Consider the following 22,862-nt stretch of genomic DNA (forward strand, 5'->3'; position numbering starts at 1 on the left):
AACGCTAGCGTGACAGGGATTTTTTGCCAGCAGGGGCTTTCATGAACCATGACGCTGCGCCCAAGCAGCTCACTTTCCGCGCGGTGGTCCTGGCCATCGTGCTGGCGGTGGTGCTGTCGGCCGCAAACGCCTACCTCGGTCTGTTCGCAGGCCTGACCATCGCCACCGCGATTCCCGCCGCGGTCATTTCCATGGGCGTGCTGCGCCTGCTGGGGGGCGGTTCGATACTTGAGAACAACATCGTGCAGACCGGCGCTTCGGCCGGTTCGTCGATCGCCGCCGGTGTGATCTTCACCATCCCCGCGCTGGTGATCATGGGCTACTGGCCGGACTTCAAGTACTGGTGGGTGCTGGGCATCGCCGGTCTCGGTGGCCTGCTGGGCGTGCTGTTCTCGGTGCCGCTGCGCCGTTCGATGATCGTCGAAGATCCGCTTCCGTTCCCGGAAGGCAAGGCTGCGGCCGAAGTGCTCAAGGCCGGTGAGAACCCCGGCCCGGGCCTGAAGATCCTCGGCCTGTCGGCGGTGATCGGTGCGTTCGTGAAGCTGGCCGCGGAAAGCGGCATGCGCCTGATCCCAGACGCCTGGGCCACCTCGGCCTATGTCGGCAGCTCCAAGGTCACCGCCTTCATCGGCACCAACCTGTCGCCCGCACTGCTGGGCGTGGGCTACATCGTCGGCCTCAACGTCGGCATCGTGGTGGTGTCCGGCTCGATCCTGACCTGGCACATCGCCATCCCGATCTACCAGGCGTTCTTCATGAACACCGATCCGGCGCTGGCCGCCTCGATCGCCACCGCCTCGTCCACCGAAGCGGCGTTCGCCATCTGGGGTGCGAAGATGCGCTACCTCGGTGTCGGCGCGATGCTGATCGGCGGCATCTGGACCCTGATCTCGCTGCGCAAGTCGCTGCTCAACGGCGTCAAGAGTGGCTTTGCGGCCGCGCGCAAGAGCGGTGGCCCGGTGCTGGCGCACACCGAGCGCGACCTGCCGATGAAGTGGATGCTGGTGGCGCTGGTGGTGTTCACCCTGCCGCTGCTGGCGCTGTACCAAGCCATCGTCGGCCAGTGGCACGTGTCGATCCCGATGACCCTCATCATGATCGTCGCCGGCTTCCTGTTCGTTTCGGTGTCGGCCTACCTGGCCGGCCTGATCGGTTCGTCCAACAACCCGGTCTCGGGCATCACCATCTCCACCATCCTGTTCGCTTCGGCGGTGCTGGTGCTGCTGCTGGGCAAGGATGGCCTGCAGCCGGTCGGTGCCTTCGGTGCGCCGCTGGGTGCGGTGGCCGCGATCATGATCGGCGCGGTGGTGTGCTGTGCCGCCGCCGTCGGTGGCGACAACCTGCAGGACCTCAAGGCCGGCTACATCGTCGGCGCCACCCCGTGGAAGCAGCAGCTGATGCTGGGCATCGGCGCGTTCTCGTGCGCGCTGATCATGGCCCCGGTGCTGAACCTGCTGGCCACCGCCTACGGCATCGGCGTCAAGTCCGAGCTGCACCCGAATGCGCTGGCCGCACCGCAGGCCAACCTGATGGCGTCGGTGGCCAAGGGCCTGTTCGGTGGCGAGCTGCCGTGGACCTTCATCGGCATCGGTGCCGTGGTCGGTGCCGCCATCATCGCGTTCGACAGCTGGCTGAAGTCGCGCAACTCGCGTTTCCGCGTGCCGGTGCTGGCCGCGGCGATCGGCATCTACCTGCCGCTGGAACTGATGGTGCCGATCTTCCTCGGTGGCCTGATCTCCTATCTGGTCGAACGCTTCCACAAGGTGCGCGCCGATGACGAAGAGGGCCGCGACCGCGTGCACAAGCCGGGCGTGCTGTTCGCTGCCGGCCTGATCACCGGTGAGGCGCTGATGGGTATCGCCATCGCCGTGCCGATCGTGGTCAGCAGCCGTGCCGACGTGCTGGCCGTGCCGTTCCACCTGCCGGCCGCGCAGTGGATCGGCCTGGCCGTGCTGTTCCTGGTCGGCTGGCTGATCTACCGCACCGGCAAGCGCGCCGTGGCGTAAGGGATGGGGGAGTGCCGGCCAGCGGCCGGCACTACCGGTGTCCCAAGCAAACCGCGCTACGGCGCGGTTTGCTTTTTCTGGCGGCAGCTCAGCCACGGCCATGACCGATGGCCTTGGCAGGCCCGGCCGCGCAGGCCTACCATCGGTTTTTTGCCGTCCTGCGGAGACCCCGATGAAACTGCGTCATGCCCTGTTGCCACTGAGCCTGCTGGCTGCCCTGCCCAGCGTCGCCGCTGCCCGTGGCCTGGAAGTCCGCGACATGGTGGCCATGGACCGCGTCTCCGCGCCGGTATTGACCGCCGACGGCGGCACCGTGGTGTTCGCCAAGCGCAGCACCGATGCCAACCTCAAGGCCAGCACCGCACTGTTCGCGCGCAACCTGCGCACCCGCGACGCGGCACCGCCGAAGCAGATCACGCCGTCTGGCTGGAACGTCAACTCCGCATCGCTGTCGGCCGATGGCCAGACCGTGTACTTCCTCAGCGCCAAGAACGGCAGCCAGCAGCTGTACGCACAGCCGATCAGTGGCGGCGCCCCGCGCCAGCTGACCGACTTCCCGGTGGACGTGGACAGCTACCACGTGTCGCCGCAGGACGACCGCGTGCTGTTCAGCGCCGGCGTGTTCCAGGCCTGTGCCTCGGACCTGGCCTGCACCGAAAAGAAGCTGAAGGACGTGGAAGGCGCCAAGGCCAGCGGCAAGGTCTTCGATTCGCTGTTCGTGCGCCACTGGGATACCTGGAACGACGGCCGCCGCAACACCCTGTTCGTCGCCCCGTTGCCGGCAGCCAAGGCCGGTGCGGTCAAGGGCGCTTCGGCGCTGAGCGCGACCATCGACGGCGACGCTCCGTCCAAGCCGTTCGGTGGCAATGACGATTTCGCCTGGTCGCCGGATGGCAGCAGCGTGGTCGCCAGCATCCGCGTGGCCGGCAAGCAGGAGCCGTGGTCGACCAACTTCGACCTGTACCGCTTCGATGCCGCCGGCAAGCAGGCGCCGGTCAACCTGACCGCGTCCAACCCGGCCTGGGATGCCGGCCCGGTGTTCAGCGCCGACGGCAAGACCCTGTTCTACCGCGCGATGAAGCGCCCAGGCTTCGAGGCGGACCGCTTCGGCCTGATGGCGATGGACCTGGCCAGCGGCAAGACGCGCGAGATCGCGCCGCAGTGGGACCGTTCGGCCGGCGGCATCACCCTGTCCGCCGACGGCGCCAGCATCTACACCACCGCCGACGACCTCGGCGAACACCCGCTGTTCCAGATCGACGTGGCCAGCGGCAAGGCCACCAAGCTGATCGGCGATGGCAGCGTCACCGCCGTCGACGTGGCCGGCAACAGCGTGGCCATCACCCGCAACAGCCTGAAGAGCAACGACCAGGTGCTGGTCGGCCTGCTGCCGGCCGCTGGCGAGCCGATCGGCGCGCTGCGCGCACTGACCCCGGCCGCTGGCGAAGTGCTGAAGGATGTGAGCTTCGGCGACTACGAGCAGTTCGAGTTCAAGGGCTGGAACAACGACACCGTGCACGGCTATGTGGTCAAGCCGCACAACTACCAGGAAGGCAAGTCCTACCCGGTTGCGTTCCTGATCCATGGCGGCCCGCAGGGCAGCTTCGGCAATGGCTGGAGCTACCGCTGGAACCCGCAGACGTACGCAGGCCAGGGCTACGCTGTGGTGATGATCGACTTCCACGGCTCCACCGGTTACGGCCAGGCCTTCACCGATGCGATCAGCCAGCACTGGGGTGACCGTCCGCTGGAAGACCTGCAGAAGGGCTGGAGCGCGGCGCTGAAGAAGTACGACTTCCTCAACGGTGACAAGGCCTGCGCACTGGGTGCCAGCTACGGCGGTTTCATGGTCAACTGGATCGCCGGCAACTGGAACAGCCCGTTCAAGTGCCTGGTCAACCATGACGGTGTGTTCGACCAGCGCATGATGGGCTATGCCACCGAAGAACTGTGGTTCACCGAGTGGGAGCAGGGCGGTACCCCGTACCAGAAGGCGGCGAACTACGAGAAGTTCAACCCGGTCAACCACGTGGCTGACTGGAAGAAGCCGATCCTGGTGATCCACGGCCAGCAGGACTTCCGCATTCCGGTCGAGCAGGGCCTGGCTGCCTTCACCGCGGCCCAGCGCCAGGGCATCGAGTCGAAGTTCCTGTACTTCCCGGACGAGAACCACTGGGTGCTGAAGCCGAACAACAGCATCCTGTGGCATGACACCGTCAACGCCTGGCTGAAGCAGCACATCGGCGAGTAAGCGATACCGGCGCCGCCCTTGTGGCGGCGCCCGGCTTTCCGGTAGTGCCGGCCGCTGGCCGGCAACTGCACGTTGCGACCTACCTACATGGGGTTGCCGGCCAGCGGCCGGTACTACCAGGATGCCTGCATGCCCTCGACTGCCCTGATCCAGAACGACATCGTCGTCTTCGGCCTGATCGCCGCCACCCTTGGCGCCGTGTTCTGGACCGCTTCGCGCGAGCAGGGCCTGTGGAAGCGCTTCTATACCTTCGTGCCGGCGCTGCTGCTGTGCTATCTGCTGCCGGGCATCTACAACACGTTCGGCCTGATCGACGGGCAGAACACCAAGCTGTACAACCCGGTCGCGCGTGACATCCTGCTGCCGGCGGCGCTGATCCTGCTGACCCTGGCGGTGGACATCAAGGGCATCCTGCGGCTGGGGCCCAAGCTGGTGCTGATGTACCTGGGCGCCTCGGCCAGCATCATGCTGGGTGCGGTGGTCGCGTTCCTGGTCATGCGTGCCATCCATCCGGACACCGTCGCCGGCGATACCTGGGCCGGCATGGCGGCGCTGGCCGGCAGCTGGATCGGCGGCGGTGCCAACATGCTGGCCATGCGCGAAGTGTTCGATGTCAACGCGACCACGTTCGGCCAGTTCGCGGTGGTCGATGTGGGTGTCGGCTACGTGTGGATGGCGGCGTTGATCTTCATGGCTGGGCGCGCGGCGAAGATCGATGCACGCAGCGGTGCCGATACCTCCGCCATCGACGAGCTGAAGGAGCGCATCGCACGCTTCCAGGCCGAGCATGAGCGCATTCCCAGCCTGACCGATCTGATGCTGATCGTGGCCGTGGCCTTCGGTGGCGTCGGCCTGGCCCACGCCATCGGCGCGCCGCTGGCGGCTTGGTTCAAGGTCCACGTCAGCTGGGCATCGCAGTTCAGCCTGGACGCGCCGTTCGTGTGGGTGGTGGTGCTGTCGACCACGCTCGGCCTGGGCCTCAGCTTCACCCGTGCACGTACGCTGGAAGGCGCGGGCGCCTCGCGCCTGGGCTCGCTGCTGCTGTACTTCCTGATCGCCTGCATCGGCATGCAGATGGATCTGCTGGCGTTGCTGGATCGCCCGTGGCTGTTCCTGCTCGGCATCATCTGGATCAGCGTGCACATCGTGCTGCTGTGGTGCCTGGGCAAGCTGTTGAAGGTGCCGTTCTTCTACTTCGCCATCGGTTCGCAGTCGAACATCGGCGGCCCGGCCTCTGCACCGGTGGTGGCCGCTGCGTTCCATCCGGCGTTGGCGCCGGTAGGCGTGCTGCTGGGCACGATGGGCTATGCCACCGGCACCTATCTGGCGTATGTGGTCGGCATCACCCTGCGCGCGCTGGCCACGTGACCCACGGTGGCGCCGGGCCATGCCCGGCGAACCGCATCGCGGCGGCAGATGTGCATGCCGCCGGGCATGGCCCGGCGCTACCGACGCGTTACGCCACCGGCAAGCCGCGTTCGATCAGCCACGCCTTTGCGTCTTCGGCGTCCTGTTCAAACCACGCCTTCGTCGACCCCAATCGATACGTATACCCCCACGCATCCATGTCGGCCATCAGCCGCTCACTGCCGACACCGGGCAGGTGCCCGGCCAGCACGATCTGCAGGTAGCAGGTGGCGTCTTCTTCGGGCACCGAATCGGTGGCGTCGGTATGCACCTGCGCGCGCCGCTCCGGTGGCAGCACGATCAGGTGGCAGGCTTCGTGCAGCATCGAATGCACCGGCGTGTCATCGCGCACGTAGACGTCGCTGGCGATGATGCCCGCCTCGGGCTCGCCCCAGTAACTGCCCGGGATCGGCTCGCCGGCCGCAACGTGATGCAGGCGCAGCTCATGTGCAGCGAGCAGGCGCTGGGCATCGGCGAAGGCGATGTCGCCGACGCGGGTAACGTTCGGTTCGGGCGTGGTATCAGTCATGCGGGTCAGGCAGCCCCGCCCATGCAGGCACGGGCGGGGCAGGGGGGTCAGGGTTTGTCCGGGCCTTCAGGCAGCGCCACGGAGATGTCCAGCACGTCGTGCTGGCCATCCTTGACCAGGTCCACCTTCACTGCATCGACGTCGATGTTGACGTACTTCTTGATCACTTCCAGCAGCTCGCGCTGCAGCAGCGGCAGGTAGTCGGGACCGCCACGGTGGCTGCGCTCCTGCGCGATGATGATCTGCAGGCGGTTCTTGGCGGTTTCGGCGGTGGTCTTCTTCGCTTTGAGGAAATCAAACAGGCCCATGCTTACCCTCCGAACAGCTTGCTGAAGAAGCCCTTCTTCTCGACGTTGGTGAAGCGCATCGGGCGTTCTTCGCCGAGGATGCGTGCGACGGCGTCGTCATAGGCCTGGCCGGCAGCGGATTCGCCATCCAGGATGACCGGCTCGCCCTTGTTGGAGGCATTGAGCACGTCGCCCGATTCGGGGATCACGCCGATCGCCTTCAGGCCAAGGACCTCCTCGACGTCGGCGATGCTGAGCATCTCGCCGCTTTCCACGCGCACCGGGGTGTAGCGGGTCAGCAGCAGGAAGGCCGGCACGTCCTGGCCGGATTCGGCCTTGTGGGTCTTCGAATCGAGCAGGCCGATGATGCGGTCCGAGTCGCGTACCGAGGACACTTCCGGGTTCACCACCACCACCGCACGGTCGGCGAAGTACATCGCCAGGAAGGCGCCCTTCTCGATGCCGGCCGGGGAGTCGCAGATGATGTAGTCGAAGCCGTCGGCGGCCAGGTCCTTCAGGACCTTGCCCACGCCTTCCTGGGTCAGTGCATCCTTGTCGCGCGTCTGCGAGGCAGCCAGCACGAACAGGTTGTCGAAGCGCTTGTCCTTGATCAGGGCCTGCTTGAGGGTGGCTTCGCCGTGCACGACATTCACGAAGTCGTACACCACGCGGCGTTCGCAGCCCATGATCAGGTCGAGGTTGCGCAGGCCGACGTCGAAGTCGATCACCGCCACCTTCTTGCCACGCCTTGCCAGGCCGCAGGCCAGGCTTGCGCTGGAAGTGGTCTTGCCGACGCCGCCCTTGCCGGAGGTGACTACGATGATTTCAGCCAAAGGACTTCTCCTGATGATTCTGTTTGAGGTGCTGCATCAGTCCAGCGCAGCGATCTTGATCTGGTCCTGTTCCAGCCACACCTGCACGGCTTTGCCGCGCAGGGTTTCCGGTACATCGTCCAGTACCTTGTAGTGGCCTGCAATGGCGACCAGTTCCGCATGGAAATCACGGCAGAAAATGCGTGCCGCGGTGTTGCCCTGGGCCCCTGCCAGCGCACGGCCGCGCAGGGTTCCGTAGATATGGATGCTGCCATCGGCGATGACCTCGGCGCCGGCGCCGACGGTGGCCATCACGGTCAGGTCGCAGTTTTCCGCATACAGCTGCTGCCCCGAACGCACGTTGCCCAGCTGCATGCGGCCCGGCTGTGGCGCGGCGGCATCGGCAGCCTTGCCCATCGGCGTGGCCGGAGCCGGAGCCGGCGCGGCCTTCGCTTCGGCGCGTGCGGCACGGCGCGGCTCCGGTGCGGCTGCCGGCGGCGGGGCGGGTTCTGCCTCGGCGCGCTCGTACTGGGCGCGGAACTTGGCCAGCAGCGGCAGGCCGAGCTGCTGCGAGAGCAGGTCGACCGCACTGGTGCCATAGGCCAATGCCACCGGCAGTACGCCAGCACCGCGCAGGCCATCGACCAGCGCCTGCGCCGTTGCCACGTCGGGCACCTGGCTGAGGCCGCCGAAGTCCAGGATCACCGCTGCACGGCCGAACAGCTTCGGTGCACGGCTTACCCGTTCCTGCATTTCCTGCACGAGGCGTTCAACATCGAGGGTGCGGATGCGCAGGTTGGCGATGCCCACCTGGCCGATCTTCAGTTCACCGGCCTGTTCGTAATCGAAATTCACTGCCACGCTCAGGTCCCCGTCGACCGCTGTGCCTGCGCCGGCAGCTGCCGGTCGCGCGCCCATGCAACATCAGGCAGCTTGCCGCCATAGGTTTCATTCACCCACGGGAAGCTGCACAGTTCCTTGGCCAGCATGCTGGCGCGCACGTCCACCTGCGGCATGGTGTTCTGGCCCAGCTCGCGGAAGCCGAAGCTGCCGTGGAACAGCAGGGCGGCATCGGCGCCATGGTCCAGGAACACTTCACAGGTCATCTGCGGGTAGCGCAGCTCGGCGAAGCTCTGGGCGTCGGCATAGAACGCACGGCCGACGCCACCACCGCGACGGCGGCTGGCGACCACGATGCGGTCGATATAGAAGAAGGGGGTGTCCAGGTGCTGCTTGAACCAGGCGAAATTGCTGCTGTCGTGCTGGCTGTCGCTGCCGAAGCCGATCAGGAAGCCGGCCAGGTTGCCGTCGCGCTCGGCGACGCGGAAATATTCAGCGGTTGCATAGAACAGGCGCAGGCGCTCTGCATCCAGGGGAAGGATGGCCAGGCCAGCATTGTTGTTCAAAGCCAGGACGGAATCGAGCTCGTGCTCGCGCACGTCGCGGATGACAATCGACATTGTGACTCCGTGGGGTAACGCGGTTGGTCCCATGTACGGACCCTGCGCATGATTATTGCATGCCCGGGGTGGGCTGCGGCATGAACAGGGGACCGCACCGAACATGACTTTATGCCCTTGGGCCCTGACGCGCACAGGCTACGATGGGCCATGCTGGCCCGACTCAACCACAATGCGATGCTGCGCTACTCCGGGTTGTTCACCTGGGGCACCGTCGGCCTTTGGCTTGCGATCTACCTGATCGATCCGGTGTCGCTGACACTGGAAAGCCTGGACGGCGAGGCCGGCTTCCGGATCATTCCCTGGGCCTCGGCCTACCTGGCCTTCGGCTTCGTGTACTGGGTGCTGACGCGCTCGCTGGGCGAAAGCCGGCCCGGCTTCTTCGACCATGCCGCGCTGATCCTGCTGACGGCCTGCGCGATCGGCGTGAGCTATTTCTCCGGCACCGCACTGGGCAGCATCCTGCTGATGGTGGTGGCCGGCCTGCTGCCCTGGCTGCTGGGCCCGCGCATCGGCGTGGTGTGGCTGGTGGCCAGCAACCTGGCCGTGTTGCCGGTCTACATCCAGCCGCTGGGCTTCCCGCCGGTCATCGCCGTGCTGCAGGCCGTCGGCTACATGGGTTTTTCCAGCTTCGTGTTCGTGATCGCGCTGGTGGCCCGCCGCCAGGCCGAGGCGCGTGAGGAGCAGCGCCGCCTGAACGCCGAGCTGCGCGCCACGCGTGCGCTGCTGGCCGAAAGCGCGCGGGTGAACGAGCGCACCCGCATTTCGCGCGAACTGCATGATCTGCTGGGCCACCAGCTGACCGCGTTGACCCTGAATCTGGAAGTGGCCGGCCACCTCGCCGAGGGCCAGGCGCTGGAGCACGTGAAGCGCTCGCATGCCCTGGCCAAGCTGCTGCTGGGCAACGTGCGCGAGGTGGTCAGCCAGCTGCGCGAGACCGGCGCCATCGACCTGGCCGCTGCGCTGCGTCCGCTGACCGAGCACGTGCCGTCGCTGGACATCCAGCTGGAGATCGAGGAGCCGCTGAACGTGGAAGACCCGCAGCGGGCCCACGTACTGCTGCGCTGCACCCAGGAGATCATCACCAACACGGTGCGCCATGCCGGCGCCCGCCACCTGTGGTTGCGGGTGTACCGTGAGGTCCCGGACCAGGTCGTGGTGGAAGCCCGCGACGACGGCGTCGGGGCGGAAACGGTCAATGTGGGCAATGGTTTGCGCGGCATGCGCGAACGCCTGCAACAATGTGGAGGCCAGCTGCAGGTGGAAACCCGCCCCGGCGAAGGCTTCCGGCTGCGGGCGACGGTACCGGCAACGGTGCTGGCGGCCCTTACCCAGGTTCCTGAAGGAGTGCGTTGATGATTCGCGTCTGCCTGGTCGACGACCAAACCCTGGTGCGGCAGGGGATCCGCTCGCTGCTGGCGCTCGACGACGGCATCGAAGTGGTGGCCGAGGCCGCCGATGGCCGCCAGGCGGTCGAGCTGATCCCGCAGATCCGCCCGGACGTGGTCCTGATGGACATGCGCATGCCGGTGATGTCCGGGCTGGAGGCGCTGCAGGTGCTGTCACGGCAGGAACAGCTGCCGCCGACCATCATCCTGACCACCTTCGACGATGACCAGCTGGTGCTGGCCGGGCTCAAGGCCGGGGCCAAGGGCTACCTGCTCAAGGACGTGACCCTGGCGCAGCTGGTCGGGGCGATCCGCACGGTGGCCGATGGCGGTTCACTGGTGCAGCCGGCGGTGACCCAGCGGCTGCTGTCCGGGCTGGAGCACATGCGCAACGACTTCGTCAGCCTGGACCGGCCCGACCCGCTGACCGACCGTGAGACCGAGATCCTGCGGCTGATGGCCAGCGGTTTCTCCAACAAGGAGATCGCCAATTCGCTGGGGGTCGCCGAGGGCACGATCAAGAACCATGTGTCCAACATCCTTTCCAAACTGGGCGTACGTGACCGTACGCGTGCAGTCCTGAAAGCGTTTGAACTCCAGTTGGTGTGAGGAAAATCCTTTAGCGACAAAGACTTGGCACGTAGTCTGGGCCCGGATTCAGGGTTGCCCCCCACTTGCCCCCTACATGCCGGGTACGCGGATGCGTTACCCTTCGAATTCTTTGTGCATACAAATGCGCAGCCGGCACGGAAACCGGTGCGCCAATCCCGATAACCAATGCCCGCGAAGCCTGCTAGGATTGGCGCTTCGCTTCAATCAACCCGGCCGTGGGATCGGCCCCGGAGACTCTCTGAATGACCCGTATTATCGAGTTCCTGATCGCCTTGGGGATCGTGGCTGGCCTGTTCGTCATCATTGGCGTCTGTCTGCCGGGCGAGCGTCACATCACCGAAAGCATCGAGACCAACCGCAAGATGACGATCGTGTACGACACGGTCAGCAGTCTGCGCCGCTTCAAGGACTGGAACCCGCTGGTACTGCGCGATCCCGCCGTTGAACTGAAGCTGTCCGGCCCGGCCTCCGGCGTCGGTGCCACTCTCGACTACACCTCCAAGGACCTGGGCACCGGTTCCTGGAAGGTGACCGAAGCCGAAGAGAACAAGCGTGTTGTGATCGCCGTCGACGATGCCTCCAAGGGTCACGACAAGGTCACCACCTTCACCCTGGAGCCGACCGGCAAGGGCGGTCGCAACGTCAAGATCACCCAGGACTACTCGGTGAAGTATGGCTTCGACCTGTTCGGTCGCTACGCAGGCCTGTATGTCAGCCGCCAGATCGGCGATGACATCAAGATGGGTCTGTCGCGCCTGGCGAACATGCTGGCCACCGTGCCGAATGTCGACTACCGCACTTCCGAAGCTCCGCTGACCGATCTGGGCATCGTCGATGTCCCGGCCGAAGACCTGCTGGTCGTCACCGCCGGTAATGTTGACCGTGGCCAGGATTCCATCACCAAGTCCATCAAGGACAACCAGGAGTGGATCAAGCGCGTGATCGAGGCCAATGGCCTGGAAGCCGTCGGTCCGCTGCGTATCATCACCACCGATTTCGGTGCTGAGAAGTACGCCTTCGACATCGCCCAGCCGGTGAAGAAGAAGGGTGCCGAAGGCGTGCCGGCCGAACAGCTGACCGTCAAGATCGACGGTGGCGCTCCGGTCAAGTACGTCCGCGTTGCTCCGCACCGTTCGGCGCATGCGGCCTACACCGGTCACATGGCAGGCCTGGACGTTGCCCGCAGCGCCCTGCGCGCCTGGGCCGTGACCTCGGGTAACGAAGTCATCGACCGTCCGTACGAAACCTGGAAGGACGGCGTGGACAAGTCGTTCACCCCGGAAGCGACGTACGACATCTACTGGGCCGTCAAGTAAGCCTCGGCTGACCCATGTAGTGCTGGACACGAAAACGCGCCGCTTCCTGCGGCGCGTTTTTTTTCATCCCGAGCCCGGTGTCGGGCATTGCGCAAGGAGCTGTCATGTTCAATTCCGAACGACGCGCGCGTAAACCGTCGTTGCTGGCCTGCCTGGGGGCGCTGCTGGCAGCGGCCTCGATCGGTCTCTCGGCCTATGCCGCGCATGGCGTGTCCGATCCGCTGGCGCAGCAGCACCTGAACATGGCGGCGTTGTACGCCTTTGCCCACGGAGCGGTACTGGCCGCCCTCGGCCCCCGCGCGCAGGGCGCGATCGCGCATCTGGCGTTGTACGTGTTGCTGCTGGGCGTGCTGCTGTTCTCCGGCAGCCTGGTGGGCGGTGCGCTGTGGCAGTGGCCGACCCGGCTGGCGCCGGTAGGTGGCACCACGCTGATGGCCGGGTGGGTACTGCTGGCGATCAACGCGCTGCGGCGCTAGCCGCAACGCCCAAGCACTGGTAGCGCCGGGCCACGCCCGAGGTCGAGCGCAGCGACCCACGTCTGCCTTTGCTTTTTTGTTTGTTCAATTCCGTGGCGGACGCACGCGGAAACTGTCCGTGGCCGGGAGGATGGGCGGCGCAGGGGCGTAAGCGCCATGGATGGCGCGCCCGAGCTTACATGGACGTACTTGCAGCGGCCCCTGCGCCGCCCACCCTCCTGGCCAGCCCGAGGACCGCAGTCGAGCAGCTGCCACGAGGGGCTCAGCCGTTGGCCGGTTTCCAGCACCAGTGCCACGGTTCGTAGACGATCCCATGCGGGTTGTCGCGCGGATAGCTCAGATGGAACCCGTGCGCCGCGGCATTGGCCTGCAGCCACGCAAACGCAGCGGTCGCCTCGAAGGTCTCCTCTGCCGGCGCATCCCCCGGTGTGCCGATGTCCAGCGCGTGACCACTGTGGTGTTCGCTGAAGCCAGGGGCGGCATTGACCTTCAGGATCTGCGGCACGCTCTGCCCGCGCGCCAGCTTGCGTTCGAAAATGCCGAGCTGATACGCATGGCTGCGGAAGCCGGAGATCGCGTCCAGTGCAACTCCATCCCGGGCGGCATGCAGGCGCATCCGTCGCCAGCCCTGCGCGGCACCGCGGCGCAGCCACAACGGGCGGGCAAAGCGATCACGTCCGGCCAAGTGCAGCGCGCACGGCTCGGCTTCCAGTGCCAGCCCGCTGTCGTGCGCATAGCGCTGTGCATCCAGGCCCAGCTGCTGCAGGCGCTGCTGCAGGCCAACCAGCGGCAGCCACTGGTCTTCCAGTGCAGCGCCGAACGGTCGTGACCGTGCGCCATCCAGCAGGGCCAGCGCGTCCTCCACGCCGGGCTCGCGTGGCAGGCGCGGCACCAGCGAGTGCACACCGTGCGCCAGTACTGCCGCCAGGTAGCGGCCATCGCGCTTGCGCCGTAGTACCCATTGCGCGCGGGCCAGCAGGCGGGCGTCGAGATTGCTGCGCGCGCGCAGCAGCGGCGCAGGCCACACTTCGACGGTCTCGGTATTGATCAACAGCGGAGTGCTACGGTGCATCGATCCAGCTTACTGCCGTGGCGCCGTGGCGGCCACCTTGCGCAGTGCCTCGAGCAGGGCCTGCGGGCGCTCCAGGCTGAGCAGCAGGGTGCTGCCGCCGTGCACCGGAATCACCAGCGTGCGTGCGCGGTCGGTGACCAGGGCAAAGCCCTTGCCGCCGCCCTGCAGGCGGAAGTGCCCGGAATAGAAGCCGGGCATGCTGTAGCCGTTGGTCTTGAAACGGATGCCATAGCGGCGATCACGGCTCAGGTCGACCACCTCGGCCTGGTCCAGCAGCAGGTCGGCCACCGGCGTGCGGCGACGGTACAAGGTTGAACGCACGTCCAGCACGTTGCCTGCCAGCTCCACCCGGCGACGGAAGAACGCCCAGCCCAGGCCGATGCCCATCAGCACGATCACCGCCAGGCTCCATGCCGCGCTGCCGCCCATCAGGAAGAACGGCGGCGACAGGGTGACCTCCATCCAGGGAGCCTCGCTGCGATTGTCGTGCAGCTGTGCCCACATGCCCACGCCCAGTACCGCCAGCAGTGGCAGCAGCACCCACAGCACCCGCAGCGAAGAACTCTCGGCAACCTCGAACGGGCGTGCATCACTGCCGCTCATCGCTGCGCCTCCACCCAACGCGCAACGTCATCGATCAGCTGCCCATCCACGTGGCCCGGCTGCGCGTATTCCTTCAATGAACTGGGGCCGCTGCCGGCGATGCCGATGTGGTTGAGGGCAGGGTAGGCCTTCCATTGCACGTCCCGGCGATCGGCCAGGGCTTTTTTCCACAGTGCCCAATCCGTTTCCGGTATCTGGAAGTCACGGCCCCCGTGCAGCATCAGCAGTGGTTTTTTCAGCGCAACCGCGTCGCCGCGTGCGTTCACCGCTTCGATGCTTTTCCAGAACGTCTGCGGCGTGCCCAGTGGCAGTTCGCTGGCGGGTGCAGGCGCGTTGCTGCGGGCCGCGGCGATCTGCGCGTCGAGCTTGTCCAGGAACGCTTGTTCCGGGGCGCTGATCGAGCCGTCCAGCGACAGCAGGTAGCGGTTCTGCTCCGGCAGCAGTTCAAGCAATGTGCGCGCCGGCGCGGCCCACAGGATCGCGCCGCGCGCCTGTGGCCAGCGGCTGGCGATGCGCGGGGCGAGCATGCCGCCCTGGCTGTGGCCGAGCACGAAGATCCGCTTGCCGTCGATGCGTGGGTCCGCCGCCAACGCGCTCAACGCGGCGATGGCATCGTCGGTGGTCTCGTCATCAACGTTGAAGGTGCCGCTCTGGAAGTCCTGGGGACGGGCATGGGTGCGCTTGTCGTAGCGCAGCACGGCGATGCCCTGTGCGGCCAGGCCGCGGGCGATGTCCAGGAACGGGCGGTTGCCACCGATGGTTTCGTCGCGATCCTGTGGGCCGGAGCCGTGCACCAGCACTACGGCCGGGAAAGGTCCTTTGCCCTTGGGCAGGGACAACGTGCCGGGCAGCGCACCGCGTGCCTGTGGCACGCTGAAATCGGCTTCGCTGTAGTTCGCGTCGGCCGGCGGTGGCGCTGCCTTGGCGGCCGGGGCCGGGCGCAGCAACAGGCCAGCCACTTGGTCCTGCCCGTTCACCGCCACCTGCGCGATCACCGCGCCACTGGCGAACTGCAACGGTACTTCCACCAGATGCAGGCCCTGCTGCTCACTGCTGTGCGCCGGGCCGCGCTGCTTCAGTTCACCCAGCGACTGCCACAGGCCCTGCAGCTTGTCGGCAGGCACGGCCGCGGCCATCTGCGGGGTCAGCATGGCCTCGGCATCGGCGGTGCGCCCTGCCTGCAGGTGATCGAGCAGGCGTGCTGCGACCTGCTGCGGTTCGCCAGCGGATGCACTGGCGGACAACAGGGCAAGGGAAACAGCAAGCAACGAGCGGCGTGCGCTCATGGTCACAGCTCCTTCTTGAAGACCAGCAGGGCCGGGCGCATCGGCGCCGGGACGATGATGTTGACCAGTTCCCAGCCCAGCTGGCCCTGGCGGCTCAGTTCGGCCTGGATGTCATCGGCCTTCTGCAGGCCCATCATGGATGTCTTGACCTCGACGGTCAGGTAGCTCCAGCGCTTGCTCATTCCTTGTCCTCCGGCGATGGCTTGGGTTTCGGCAGGCGGCCTGCCTTGCGCAGTGCGTCGCGCAGCACGTATTCGATCTGCGCGTTGAGGCTGCGCAGTTCATCGTCCGCCCAGCGCTGTGCGGCCGCCAGGACCTCGGCGTTGATGCGCAGCGGATAGGCTTTTTTCTCGCTCATGCAGACTCCTGGCGGGGCGGTGGGGCGCCCCGTTGCGAGGGTGGCTCAGTACAGCGAGCCGGTGTTGACGACCGGCTGCGTGCCGCGGTCCGAGCACAGCACGGTCAACAGGTTGCTGACCATGTGCGCCTTGCGCTCCTCGTCCAGCTGCACCACGCCGTTTTTCTGCAGCTCGGCCAGCGCCATCTCGACCATGCCGACCGCACCGGCGACGATGCGCGTGCGTGCGGCGATGACCGCATTGGCCTGCTGCCGCTGCAGCATCGCCTGGGCGATTTCAGCGGCGTAGGCGAGGTGGCTGATGCGCGCATCGATCACCTGCACGCCGGCATCGGCCAGGCGCTCGGCCAGTTCGTTCTTCAGGTGCTGGGAGATCTCGCTGGCATGGCTGCGCAGCGCCAGCTGGCCGTCCTCGTGCTGGTCATAAGGGTAGCTGGTGGCCATCGCGCGCAGCGCCGATTCGGACTGGATGTGCACGAAGCTCTCGTAGTCGTCCACGTTGTAGACCGCTTCGGAGGCATCGACCACCTGCCAGACGATCACCGCGGCGATCTCGATCGGGCTGCCGTCGAGCTCGTTGACCTTCAGCTTGCCGCTCTCGAAATTGCGCACGCGCTGGCTCACGCGGCGCTTGCTGAAGAAGGGATTGTTCCAGCGCAGGCCGTTGTCCTTGACGGTGCCGACGTACTCGCCGAACAGGCTGACCACCGCCGCCTGGTTGGGCTGCACGGTGTACAGACCGGCCAGCGCGACCAGCGCCAGCGCAGCGATCAGCAGGCCGGCCAGGATCAGCAGCACGTTGGGCGAGCCGGTGCTGGCCTTCGCCGCGACCCCGGCCACGAACAGGGCGCCGCCGGCGAAGGCTACGACCAGGGACCCGGCGAGCGCGCCCAGGCCGTTGAGGGAGGACAGCGACTTCTCTTTCATGGCGGTACGTCCTTGAGGGTTCGAATTGAAGATATCAAAGTGATATCACATTCGGGCTACCGTTCGTCGGCTGGGCGTGCCCAGGCACTGCGGCTGGACCGGCTAGAATGCCCACCCGCCTTCACATCGCTGCTGGAACCCCGCCATGGCCAAGCTTGGAACCCCGTTGTCCCCCTCCGCCACCCGTGTGCTGCTGCTGGGCTCGGGCGAACTTGGCAAGGAAGTGGCCATCGAACTGCAGCGACTGGGCGTGGAAGTGATCGCTGCCGACCGTTACGCCGATGCCCCGGCCATGCAGGTGGCACATCGTTCGCACGTGATCGACATGCTGGACGCGATGGCCCTGCGCCAGTTGATCGCCCAGGAGCAGCCGCACCTGGTGGTGCCCGAGATCGAGGCGATCCATACCGAGACCCTGGTGCAGCTGGAACAGGAGCAGGGCCTGCGGGTGATCCCGACCGCGCGCGCTGCGCGCCTGACCATGGACCGTGAGGGCATCCGCCGCCTGGCCGCCGAGACGCTGGGCCTGCCGACCTCGCCGTACCGCTTTGTCGACACCGAGGCCGAGTACCGCGCCGCCGTGGCGGCGATCGGCCTGCCGTGCGTGGTCAAGCCGGTGATGTCGTCCTCGGGCAAGGGCCAGAGCACGCTGCGCAGCGAGGCGGACATCGCCCCCGCGTGGGAATACGCACAGACCGGTGGCCGTGCCGGCGCTGGCCGCTGCATCGTCGAGGGTTTCATCGACTTCGATTACGAGATCACCCTGCTGACCGTACGCCACGCCGCCGGGACTTCGTTCTGCGCGCCGATCGGCCACCTGCAGAAGGAGGGCGACTATCGCGAAAGCTGGCAGCCGCAACCGATGTCGGACAAGGCGCTGGCGCGTGCCGAGGAGATCTCGCGCGCGATCACCGATGATCTCGGTGGCTGGGGGCTGTTCGGCGTCGAACTGTTCGTGAAGGGCGACGAGGTGTGGTTCAGCGAAGTATCACCGCGTCCGCACGATACCGGCCTGGTGACGCTGGTGTCGCAGGAGCTGAGCGAGTTCGCGCTGCATTCGCGGGCCATCCTCGGCCTGCCGATCCCGGTGATCCGCCAGAGTGGCCCATCGGCCTCGTGCGCGCTGCTGGCGCATGGCGAAGGCGTGCCGTACTTCAACAACGTCGCCGCTGCATTGCAGGTGCCGGACACCGCCGTGCGCCTGTTCGGCAAACCCAGCGTGCATGGCCATCGTCGCGTGGGCGTGACCCTGGCGCGCGCGGAGACCGTCGACGAAGCACGTGCCATCGCGCGTGATGCCGCCGAAGCGATCGGCGTCGAGCTGCGCTCGTAAAACGGTAGCGCCGGGCCATGCCCGGCGGCTTCCCCTAGGGCGCGCGACGCGGCCGGAAAAGCCGCCGGGCATGGCCCGGCGCTATCGGTTTATTTCACATCCACCCATACCAGGTGGTGGTCGCTGCCATCGGCGATCTTCGCTTCGGCACTCTCATTGGCCGGCCAGAACACGCCGCTGCCGAGGTACTCGAAACCGGTCGAGGGCAGCACGTAGTCCAGGCGCATGGTGCCGGACTTCGGGCCGAAATCGCCGGTGGCATGGAACGGTGCACCCTTGCGGGTGATGCCCTTGGCCGCATAGGCCAGGCTGGTCTGCTCGGCGCCGATGCTGCGTGGGGTGGGGTAGCGCAGCACGCGGGCGTTCTCGATCAGTTCGACGATCGCCTCGTGGCGGCCATCGCCATCGACCGGATCATTGTTGAGGTCGCCAAGGATGACAAAACGCGCATCCTGGGCCAGGCCGCCGCACTGGCCCTTGTCGTCGCACAGCCACGGCTTGTCACCCTTGGACAGGTATTCCTGCCACAGGCGCAGTTCGTCATGGTTGCGCGCGGCGTTGCGCTTTTCCGGGCCATCGAACACCGGCGGCGTCGGGTGCGAGACCAGCGCGTGGACCACGCCGGCCGGGGTCTTCACCGGTACATCCCAATGCGACTTCGACGACAGCCGCAGCTGCGACCAGACGGTGTCGTTGTAGAAGCTCTTGCCGGTGCGCGGATCGACCGGGCGGATCGCGCCGGGCATCGCACTCCACTTCAGCAGCTGGAAGCTGCGCACCTTGGCTTCGTCGATCGGGTAGCGCGACAGCACCAGCATGCCGTACTGGCCCGGGTGCAGGCCGTAGCCCCAGGCGTCGTTGCCGCGACCGCGGCCTTCGCCGCCGACCACGCCGTTGTTGTCCAGGTCCAGGCCACTGGGCACGCCGGTGTTCACCGGCGCCAGGTAGCGGTAGGCGAAGTGCAGCGGCTTGCCGCCACCGGGCTGGGCCACTTCCAGGTAGCGCTTCTGGAACAGGTCGGCGGCACGATGGGCGTCATCGAAGTCGAACTCGTTCAGCAGCACCAGGTCAGGGCGCGCCTGCTGCAGTACCGCGGCGATCTTGCGCGCATGTTCGCTGTCGCCTTCCAGCTCGGCGATCAGGCCGCCGGCTTCGTCCGAATACAGCGAGGTGTTGTAGGTGGCCAGGCGCAGCGCTGCAGACGGTTTTTCGGTCATCGCGGGGGACGTGGCGAAGGCGGGAGCGGCGGTGCCACAGAGCAGGGCCAGGCCGAGAATCAGGGGTTTGGCGTTCATGGGCCATATTGTGCACCTGGCCCGGTGTCAGTGGTTTGTCAGCGTCCGTCCAGTTCGTCATCGAAATCATGCCAGCGGCGGCCATCGTAGGCCTCCAGCGGGCGATAGCGCCGCTTGTAGTCCATCTTCTGGTGCTCGCGTATCCAGTAGCCCAGGTACAGGTGGGGCAGGCCCTCGCGGCGGGCCCACTCCAGCTGCTGCAGGATCGCGAACGTGCCCAGCCCGCGCGCGGCATGGGCGGGGTCGAAGAAGGTATAGACCGCCGACAGCCCGTGCTCGGTCACATCGGTTACCGCCACGCCCAGCAGCTGGCTGGGCTGCCCGTCGTGGCCGGGCAGGCGCATTTCCATGAAGCGCGTGTGCGACCAGCTGCCGATCAGGAACTGTTCGAACTCGTGCGGGCCGTGGTCGTCCATGCCGCCCTTGGCATGACGATGCACCAGGTAGCGGTGGTACAGCTCGAACAGATCCTCGCGTGGCATGGCCGCGGTGATGCGCACTTCCAGATCGGCATTGCGGGCGGCGCAGCGGCGCTGGCTGCGATCCGGGGCGAAGCGGGCCACCGGAATGCGCACGGCGACGCAGGCGTGGCAGTTCGCACAATGCGGGCGATAGACCAGGTCGCCGCTGCGTCGGAAGCCCCAGCTCAGGGCCAGCGGGTACAGCCCGCCGAGGCGACGGTCCTGCGGGTCCAGCACCAGGTCGCGTGCAACCCGGTCCGGCCAGTACCCGCAGGGGTGCTCGCCGGTCTGGAACAGTCGCAGTTCGTCGTCTCTGTCGCCGTGTCTCGCCATGGGCACAGCATAGCTCCAGCCTGTCGCAATGGCGGCGACTGTCCGCCGGATGAATGGAATGGGCGGCTGCGTCAACCGAGGTCGTGGTCAGGCGTTGTTGTCCTCCGAGGGTGAGGTGTTCACCCCGATGCCAATCCCATTTCCAGGAGTGACCCCATGATCCGTACCCCCCTGCTGCTGGCCCTGCTGCTCGGCACCTCCGCGACCGGCATTGCCTTGGCTGCCGACACCCCGGCTGCACCGGCGCAGCGTTCGGCCAAGCTGGATACCAATGGCGACGGCGTCATCGACCGCAGCGAAGCGGCGGCCAACCCGCGCCTGGCCGCAAAGTTCGACGAGCTGGACAAGAACAAGGACGGCAAGCTCTCGCGTGATGAGCTGCCGCGCTGGAAGCATGGCCGCCACGGTGGTCGCGGCGGCGAGCGCTGGGCCAAGCTGGACACGAACAAGGATGGCCGCATCAGCCGTGACGAAGCCAAGGCCGATCCGCGCCTGGCCGAGCGTTTCGACCAGCTCGACCTCAACAAGGATGGCTACCTGGACAAGGCCGACCGCGAGCTGCGCATGAAGCAGCATCGTGACGCCTGGTTCGCCGCGGCCGATACCAACAAGGATGGCCAGCTGAGCAAGGCCGAGTTCGACGCCGCCAAGGGCCCGATGCACGGTGGCCCGCGCCACGGCGGCCCCCGTGACGCCGCCGCGCCGAAGCCGCAGCGCTGATTTTCAATGCAGTGATCGACGACAACGCCGGCGCACTGCCGGCGTTGTCCGTTACAGGCGGCCGCTGAGCGTCATCGTGTAGGCCAGGGCACCGATGACGATCAGGTTCACCGCCATCATGCCGGTCAGGCCGTACATGGATTCGTACTTCCAGTTGATCCCGTTACGCCCACGCCGGGCTGCATCACGCGCAAGCAGCGGCGCCATGATTCGCCGCAGCGTCACCAGGCACTGGTAGTTGACCACCACCAGGCCCAGTGCCAGCACCAGCAGCTGCGCCCACATCGGCGCCTGCAGCAGCACGGTGAACAGGATGGCCAGGCACCAGCCCAGGCTGGTGCCGGTGCTGAGGTTGACGAAGCGGCGGACCTGGACCTGCTCGGCACCGGTCTCTGCGTAGGACAGCAGGAAACGCCCTCCGAGATAGCTGCCGAGTGCGCCACCGACGACGCCACCGATGATCGCGGCCCAGCTTGACGCAGGCAGCATCTGCAGCTGGCCCAGCGTGGCGGTCAACGAGCCGAGCGCGGTGCCGCCGGCAGCGCTGGCGCCACCGAGGCCGAGCTTGCTGCCCCCCACGCCGACGCCGGTTCCCAGCAGGATCGCCGCGCTGGCGGTGCCGGGCGCGGCGATCATCACCATCGACACCACCGCCGTTGCGAACGCAGCACTGGGCGCGCTGCTGCGTGCGAATTCGCCGAAGCGCTGCAGCAGGCCCTCGCGCACCTGCGCACGGGCACGTGACAGGCGCTTGCGTACCGCCGCGTCGCTCAGCCCGAGCAGGTCGGCCACCTGCTGCGAATGCTGGCCCTCGCGGTAATACAACAGCAGGACTTCGCGGCTGTCGGCGGGCAGGGCAGAGATGATGTCTTCGGCAGCGATTTCCTCTTCCAGCCGCTGCAGGCGATCGGCCACGCCCGGGGTCGGATCCGCAGCCATGGTCAGCGCCACTTCGGCAGCCTCGCCGCTCAGCGGTCGGCCACGTTGTGCGCGCAGCCAGTCGCGGGCGAGGTTGCGGGTGATCTGCCGCAGCCAAGGCAGGAAGCTGCTCGCGCTGCGCAGCTGGTGCAGCTGCTGCCAGCCCTTCACGAACGCTTCCTGGGCGATGTCCTCGCTGGCCTGGCGGTCGCCGGTGATGGCCAGGGCGATGGCGGTGACCGTGTTCTGGCAGGCCAGCACGATGCGGCCATAGGCATGCTGGCATCCGCTGCTGGCGGCCGGCAGTTCGCGTTCCAGGGTTTCGTCGATGCTTGCGGCGAAGATCGTCATGGCGGCGGGCTCCTGCAGGGATTGTGTCCCATGACGGAGCCGCGCGCCGAATGTGACCGGTTCGCGTCCCGGTAGCGCCGGGCCATGCCCGGCGGCGTTTCTGTCAGGCCGCTGCGCTCGCCGGGCATGGCCCGGCACTACCTGCGCGTTACGTGGACGGCTGGATGCGGACCCGCACTTCCTCTTCTGCCGGCGGTGCCGGCGCGGTCGGCTGTGCTTGCTGCGGCTGTGCCTGCGGGGTGGGCACCGGCGCGGTTGGGGCAGGGGCACCGCGATGGCGCAGGCCGATCACCAGCGCCACCCCGGCGATCACCACCAGCAGGGCAATGCGGATGCGCCAGGCCCAGCCACGACCACCGGCACTTTCCTGCACATCATCGCGGAAGGCGAATTCGGCGGTCGGGTGGTCACGACGGGTGGTGTCGAGCAGGCGGGCGTCGCGCAGGATTTCGCGCGCACGCGGCTGGTCGTCGGCGCGCACGACCCACACCGCAGGGTAGGCGCCTGCATTGCCCAGGTCGGTATAGCTGAACTGACCCCGGCGACGGGTCTTGTACGAGCGTCCGTTGGTGACCTTCACCTGGATGTCGTGGCTGCGCAGGAGCTCGGCCACGCCTTCCACGGTTTCCACGCGCTGGCTGCTGAAAATCTGACGCATCGG

24 protein-coding genes are annotated in these 22,862 nt (G+C 66.9%); 9 read left to right on the top strand and 15 right to left on the bottom strand.

The annotated features are described in order from the left end of the window. The first annotated feature begins 41 nt into the window (after positions 1-41). The 3 genes from AC1DCU_RS10830 (at position 42) to AC1DCU_RS10840 (ending at position 5,625) form a co-directional block, all read left to right on the top strand. Positions 42-2,006: an OPT family oligopeptide transporter gene (locus AC1DCU_RS10830; protein WP_025873881.1), complete on the top strand. Its 1,965-nt coding sequence runs from the start codon at positions 42-44 to the stop codon at positions 2,004-2,006. 172 nt (positions 2,007-2,178) lie between these two features. Next, positions 2,179-4,257, top strand: coding sequence for a S9 family peptidase (locus AC1DCU_RS10835; RefSeq protein ID WP_442252272.1), 2,079 nt, complete (start codon positions 2,179-2,181; stop codon positions 4,255-4,257). Between the two features lie 129 nt (positions 4,258-4,386). Continuing rightward, positions 4,387-5,625: a DUF819 family protein gene (locus AC1DCU_RS10840; RefSeq protein ID WP_025873879.1), complete on the top strand. Its 1,239-nt coding sequence runs from the start codon at positions 4,387-4,389 to the stop codon at positions 5,623-5,625. An 88-nt stretch (positions 5,626-5,713) separates the two neighbouring features. On the opposite strand, the gene AC1DCU_RS10845 is transcribed toward AC1DCU_RS10840, so the two are convergent. The 5 genes from AC1DCU_RS10845 to AC1DCU_RS10865 are packed head-to-tail and all read right to left on the bottom strand — an operon-like array spanning position 5,714 to position 8,752. Then, on the bottom strand, positions 5,714-6,193 hold the full coding sequence (locus AC1DCU_RS10845; RefSeq protein WP_032975950.1) for a hypothetical protein: 480 nt from the start codon (positions 6,191-6,193) through the stop codon (positions 5,714-5,716). A gap of 47 nt (positions 6,194-6,240) precedes the next feature. After that, entirely contained in the window at positions 6,241-6,501 is a 261-nt protein-coding gene (minE, locus tag AC1DCU_RS10850) for a cell division topological specificity factor MinE (RefSeq protein WP_005408532.1), read from the bottom strand. Positions 6,502-6,503: 2 nt separating this feature from the next. Then, positions 6,504-7,313: a septum site-determining protein MinD gene (minD, locus tag AC1DCU_RS10855; RefSeq protein WP_025873877.1), complete on the bottom strand. Its 810-nt coding sequence runs from the start codon at positions 7,311-7,313 to the stop codon at positions 6,504-6,506. A 36-nt stretch (positions 7,314-7,349) separates the two neighbouring features. Beyond that, the gene (minC, locus tag AC1DCU_RS10860; RefSeq protein ID WP_051562325.1) at positions 7,350-8,210 is read right to left on the bottom strand and encodes a septum site-determining protein MinC; all 861 of its coding nucleotides are present in this window, start codon (positions 8,208-8,210) and stop codon (positions 7,350-7,352) included. Continuing rightward, a complete protein-coding gene (locus AC1DCU_RS10865; RefSeq protein ID WP_025873875.1) occupies positions 8,156-8,752 on the bottom strand; it encodes a GNAT family N-acetyltransferase in 597 nt (198 codons plus the stop codon). The genes minC and AC1DCU_RS10865 overlap by 55 nt, the downstream gene beginning before the upstream one ends. Positions 8,753-8,902: 150 nt before the next feature. Between AC1DCU_RS10865 and AC1DCU_RS10870 the strand changes: the two genes are divergently transcribed. From AC1DCU_RS10870 to AC1DCU_RS10885, 4 genes are all read left to right on the top strand, one after another. Next, positions 8,903-10,108 (top strand): sensor histidine kinase, encoded by a 1,206-nt coding sequence (locus tag AC1DCU_RS10870; RefSeq protein WP_025873874.1) that lies wholly within the window; start codon positions 8,903-8,905, stop codon positions 10,106-10,108. Continuing rightward, the gene (locus tag AC1DCU_RS10875) at positions 10,108-10,749 is read left to right on the top strand and encodes a response regulator (RefSeq protein WP_025873873.1); all 642 of its coding nucleotides are present in this window, start codon (positions 10,108-10,110) and stop codon (positions 10,747-10,749) included. Before AC1DCU_RS10870 ends, AC1DCU_RS10875 begins: the two co-directional genes overlap by 1 nt. A 245-nt stretch (positions 10,750-10,994) precedes the next feature. Continuing rightward, positions 10,995-12,068, top strand: coding sequence for a polyketide cyclase (locus AC1DCU_RS10880; RefSeq protein WP_442252274.1), 1,074 nt, complete (start codon positions 10,995-10,997; stop codon positions 12,066-12,068). 104 nt (positions 12,069-12,172) lie between these two features. Further along, positions 12,173-12,544 carry a DUF423 domain-containing protein gene (locus tag AC1DCU_RS10885; protein ID WP_025873872.1) on the top strand — a complete coding sequence of 124 codons (372 nt, stop codon included), beginning with the start codon at positions 12,173-12,175 and terminating at the stop codon, positions 12,542-12,544. Between the two features lie 262 nt (positions 12,545-12,806). Here the strand turns inward: AC1DCU_RS10885 and AC1DCU_RS10890 are convergent, their stop codons facing one another. The 6 genes from AC1DCU_RS10890 to AC1DCU_RS10915 are packed head-to-tail and all read right to left on the bottom strand — an operon-like array spanning position 12,807 to position 16,790. Next, on the bottom strand, positions 12,807-13,616 hold the full coding sequence (locus AC1DCU_RS10890; protein WP_442252275.1) for a M15 family metallopeptidase: 810 nt from the start codon (positions 13,614-13,616) through the stop codon (positions 12,807-12,809). Positions 13,617-13,625: 9 nt separating this feature from the next. Further along, positions 13,626-14,219, bottom strand: a complete 594-nt coding sequence (locus AC1DCU_RS10895) for a PH domain-containing protein (RefSeq protein ID WP_442252276.1) — start codon at positions 14,217-14,219, stop codon at positions 13,626-13,628. Next, positions 14,216-15,505 (bottom strand): alpha/beta hydrolase, encoded by a 1,290-nt coding sequence (locus tag AC1DCU_RS10900; RefSeq protein ID WP_313444185.1) that lies wholly within the window; start codon positions 15,503-15,505, stop codon positions 14,216-14,218. The genes AC1DCU_RS10895 and AC1DCU_RS10900 overlap by 4 nt, the downstream gene beginning before the upstream one ends. A 2-nt stretch (positions 15,506-15,507) precedes the next feature. Then, entirely contained in the window at positions 15,508-15,687 is a 180-nt protein-coding gene (locus tag AC1DCU_RS10905) for a DUF4177 domain-containing protein (RefSeq protein ID WP_025873867.1), read from the bottom strand. After that, the gene (locus AC1DCU_RS10910; protein WP_005412615.1) at positions 15,684-15,863 is read right to left on the bottom strand and encodes a type II toxin-antitoxin system antitoxin; all 180 of its coding nucleotides are present in this window, start codon (positions 15,861-15,863) and stop codon (positions 15,684-15,686) included. Before AC1DCU_RS10910 ends, AC1DCU_RS10905 begins: the two co-directional genes overlap by 4 nt. Positions 15,864-15,908: 45 nt before the next feature. Continuing rightward, entirely contained in the window at positions 15,909-16,790 is an 882-nt protein-coding gene (locus AC1DCU_RS10915) for an SPFH domain-containing protein (RefSeq protein WP_442252277.1), read from the bottom strand. 145 nt (positions 16,791-16,935) lie between these two features. On the opposite strand from AC1DCU_RS10915, the gene purT reads away from it, so the two are divergent. Beyond that, a complete protein-coding gene (gene purT, locus AC1DCU_RS10920) occupies positions 16,936-18,123 on the top strand; it encodes a formate-dependent phosphoribosylglycinamide formyltransferase (RefSeq protein WP_442252278.1) in 1,188 nt (395 codons plus the stop codon). Between the two features lie 89 nt (positions 18,124-18,212). Here purT and AC1DCU_RS10925 read toward each other — a convergent pair whose 3' ends face one another. Both AC1DCU_RS10925 and AC1DCU_RS10930 read right to left on the bottom strand, forming a co-directional pair. Next, complete coding sequence (locus AC1DCU_RS10925; protein ID WP_442252390.1) at positions 18,213-19,418, bottom strand: endonuclease/exonuclease/phosphatase family protein; 1,206 nt, start codon at positions 19,416-19,418, stop codon at positions 18,213-18,215. 38 nt (positions 19,419-19,456) lie between these two features. After that, entirely contained in the window at positions 19,457-20,212 is a 756-nt protein-coding gene (locus AC1DCU_RS10930; protein ID WP_032975961.1) for an arginyltransferase, read from the bottom strand. A 156-nt stretch (positions 20,213-20,368) separates the two neighbouring features. Here AC1DCU_RS10930 and AC1DCU_RS10935 point away from each other — a divergent pair, with 156 nt between their 5' ends. Next, the gene (locus tag AC1DCU_RS10935) at positions 20,369-20,932 is read left to right on the top strand and encodes an EF-hand domain-containing protein (protein WP_442252391.1); all 564 of its coding nucleotides are present in this window, start codon (positions 20,369-20,371) and stop codon (positions 20,930-20,932) included. A 51-nt stretch (positions 20,933-20,983) separates the two neighbouring features. Here AC1DCU_RS10935 and AC1DCU_RS10940 read toward each other — a convergent pair whose 3' ends face one another. Next, positions 20,984-22,201, bottom strand: coding sequence for an RNA polymerase sigma factor (locus AC1DCU_RS10940; protein WP_032975964.1), 1,218 nt, complete (start codon positions 22,199-22,201; stop codon positions 20,984-20,986). Between the two features lie 148 nt (positions 22,202-22,349). Further along, the gene (locus AC1DCU_RS10945) at positions 22,350-22,859 is read right to left on the bottom strand and encodes a pathogenicity-like protein (protein WP_442252392.1); all 510 of its coding nucleotides are present in this window, start codon (positions 22,857-22,859) and stop codon (positions 22,350-22,352) included. Positions 22,860-22,862: the final 3 nt, after the last annotated feature.

It is taken from the genome of Stenotrophomonas sp. 10L48 (genome assembly GCF_056395105.1).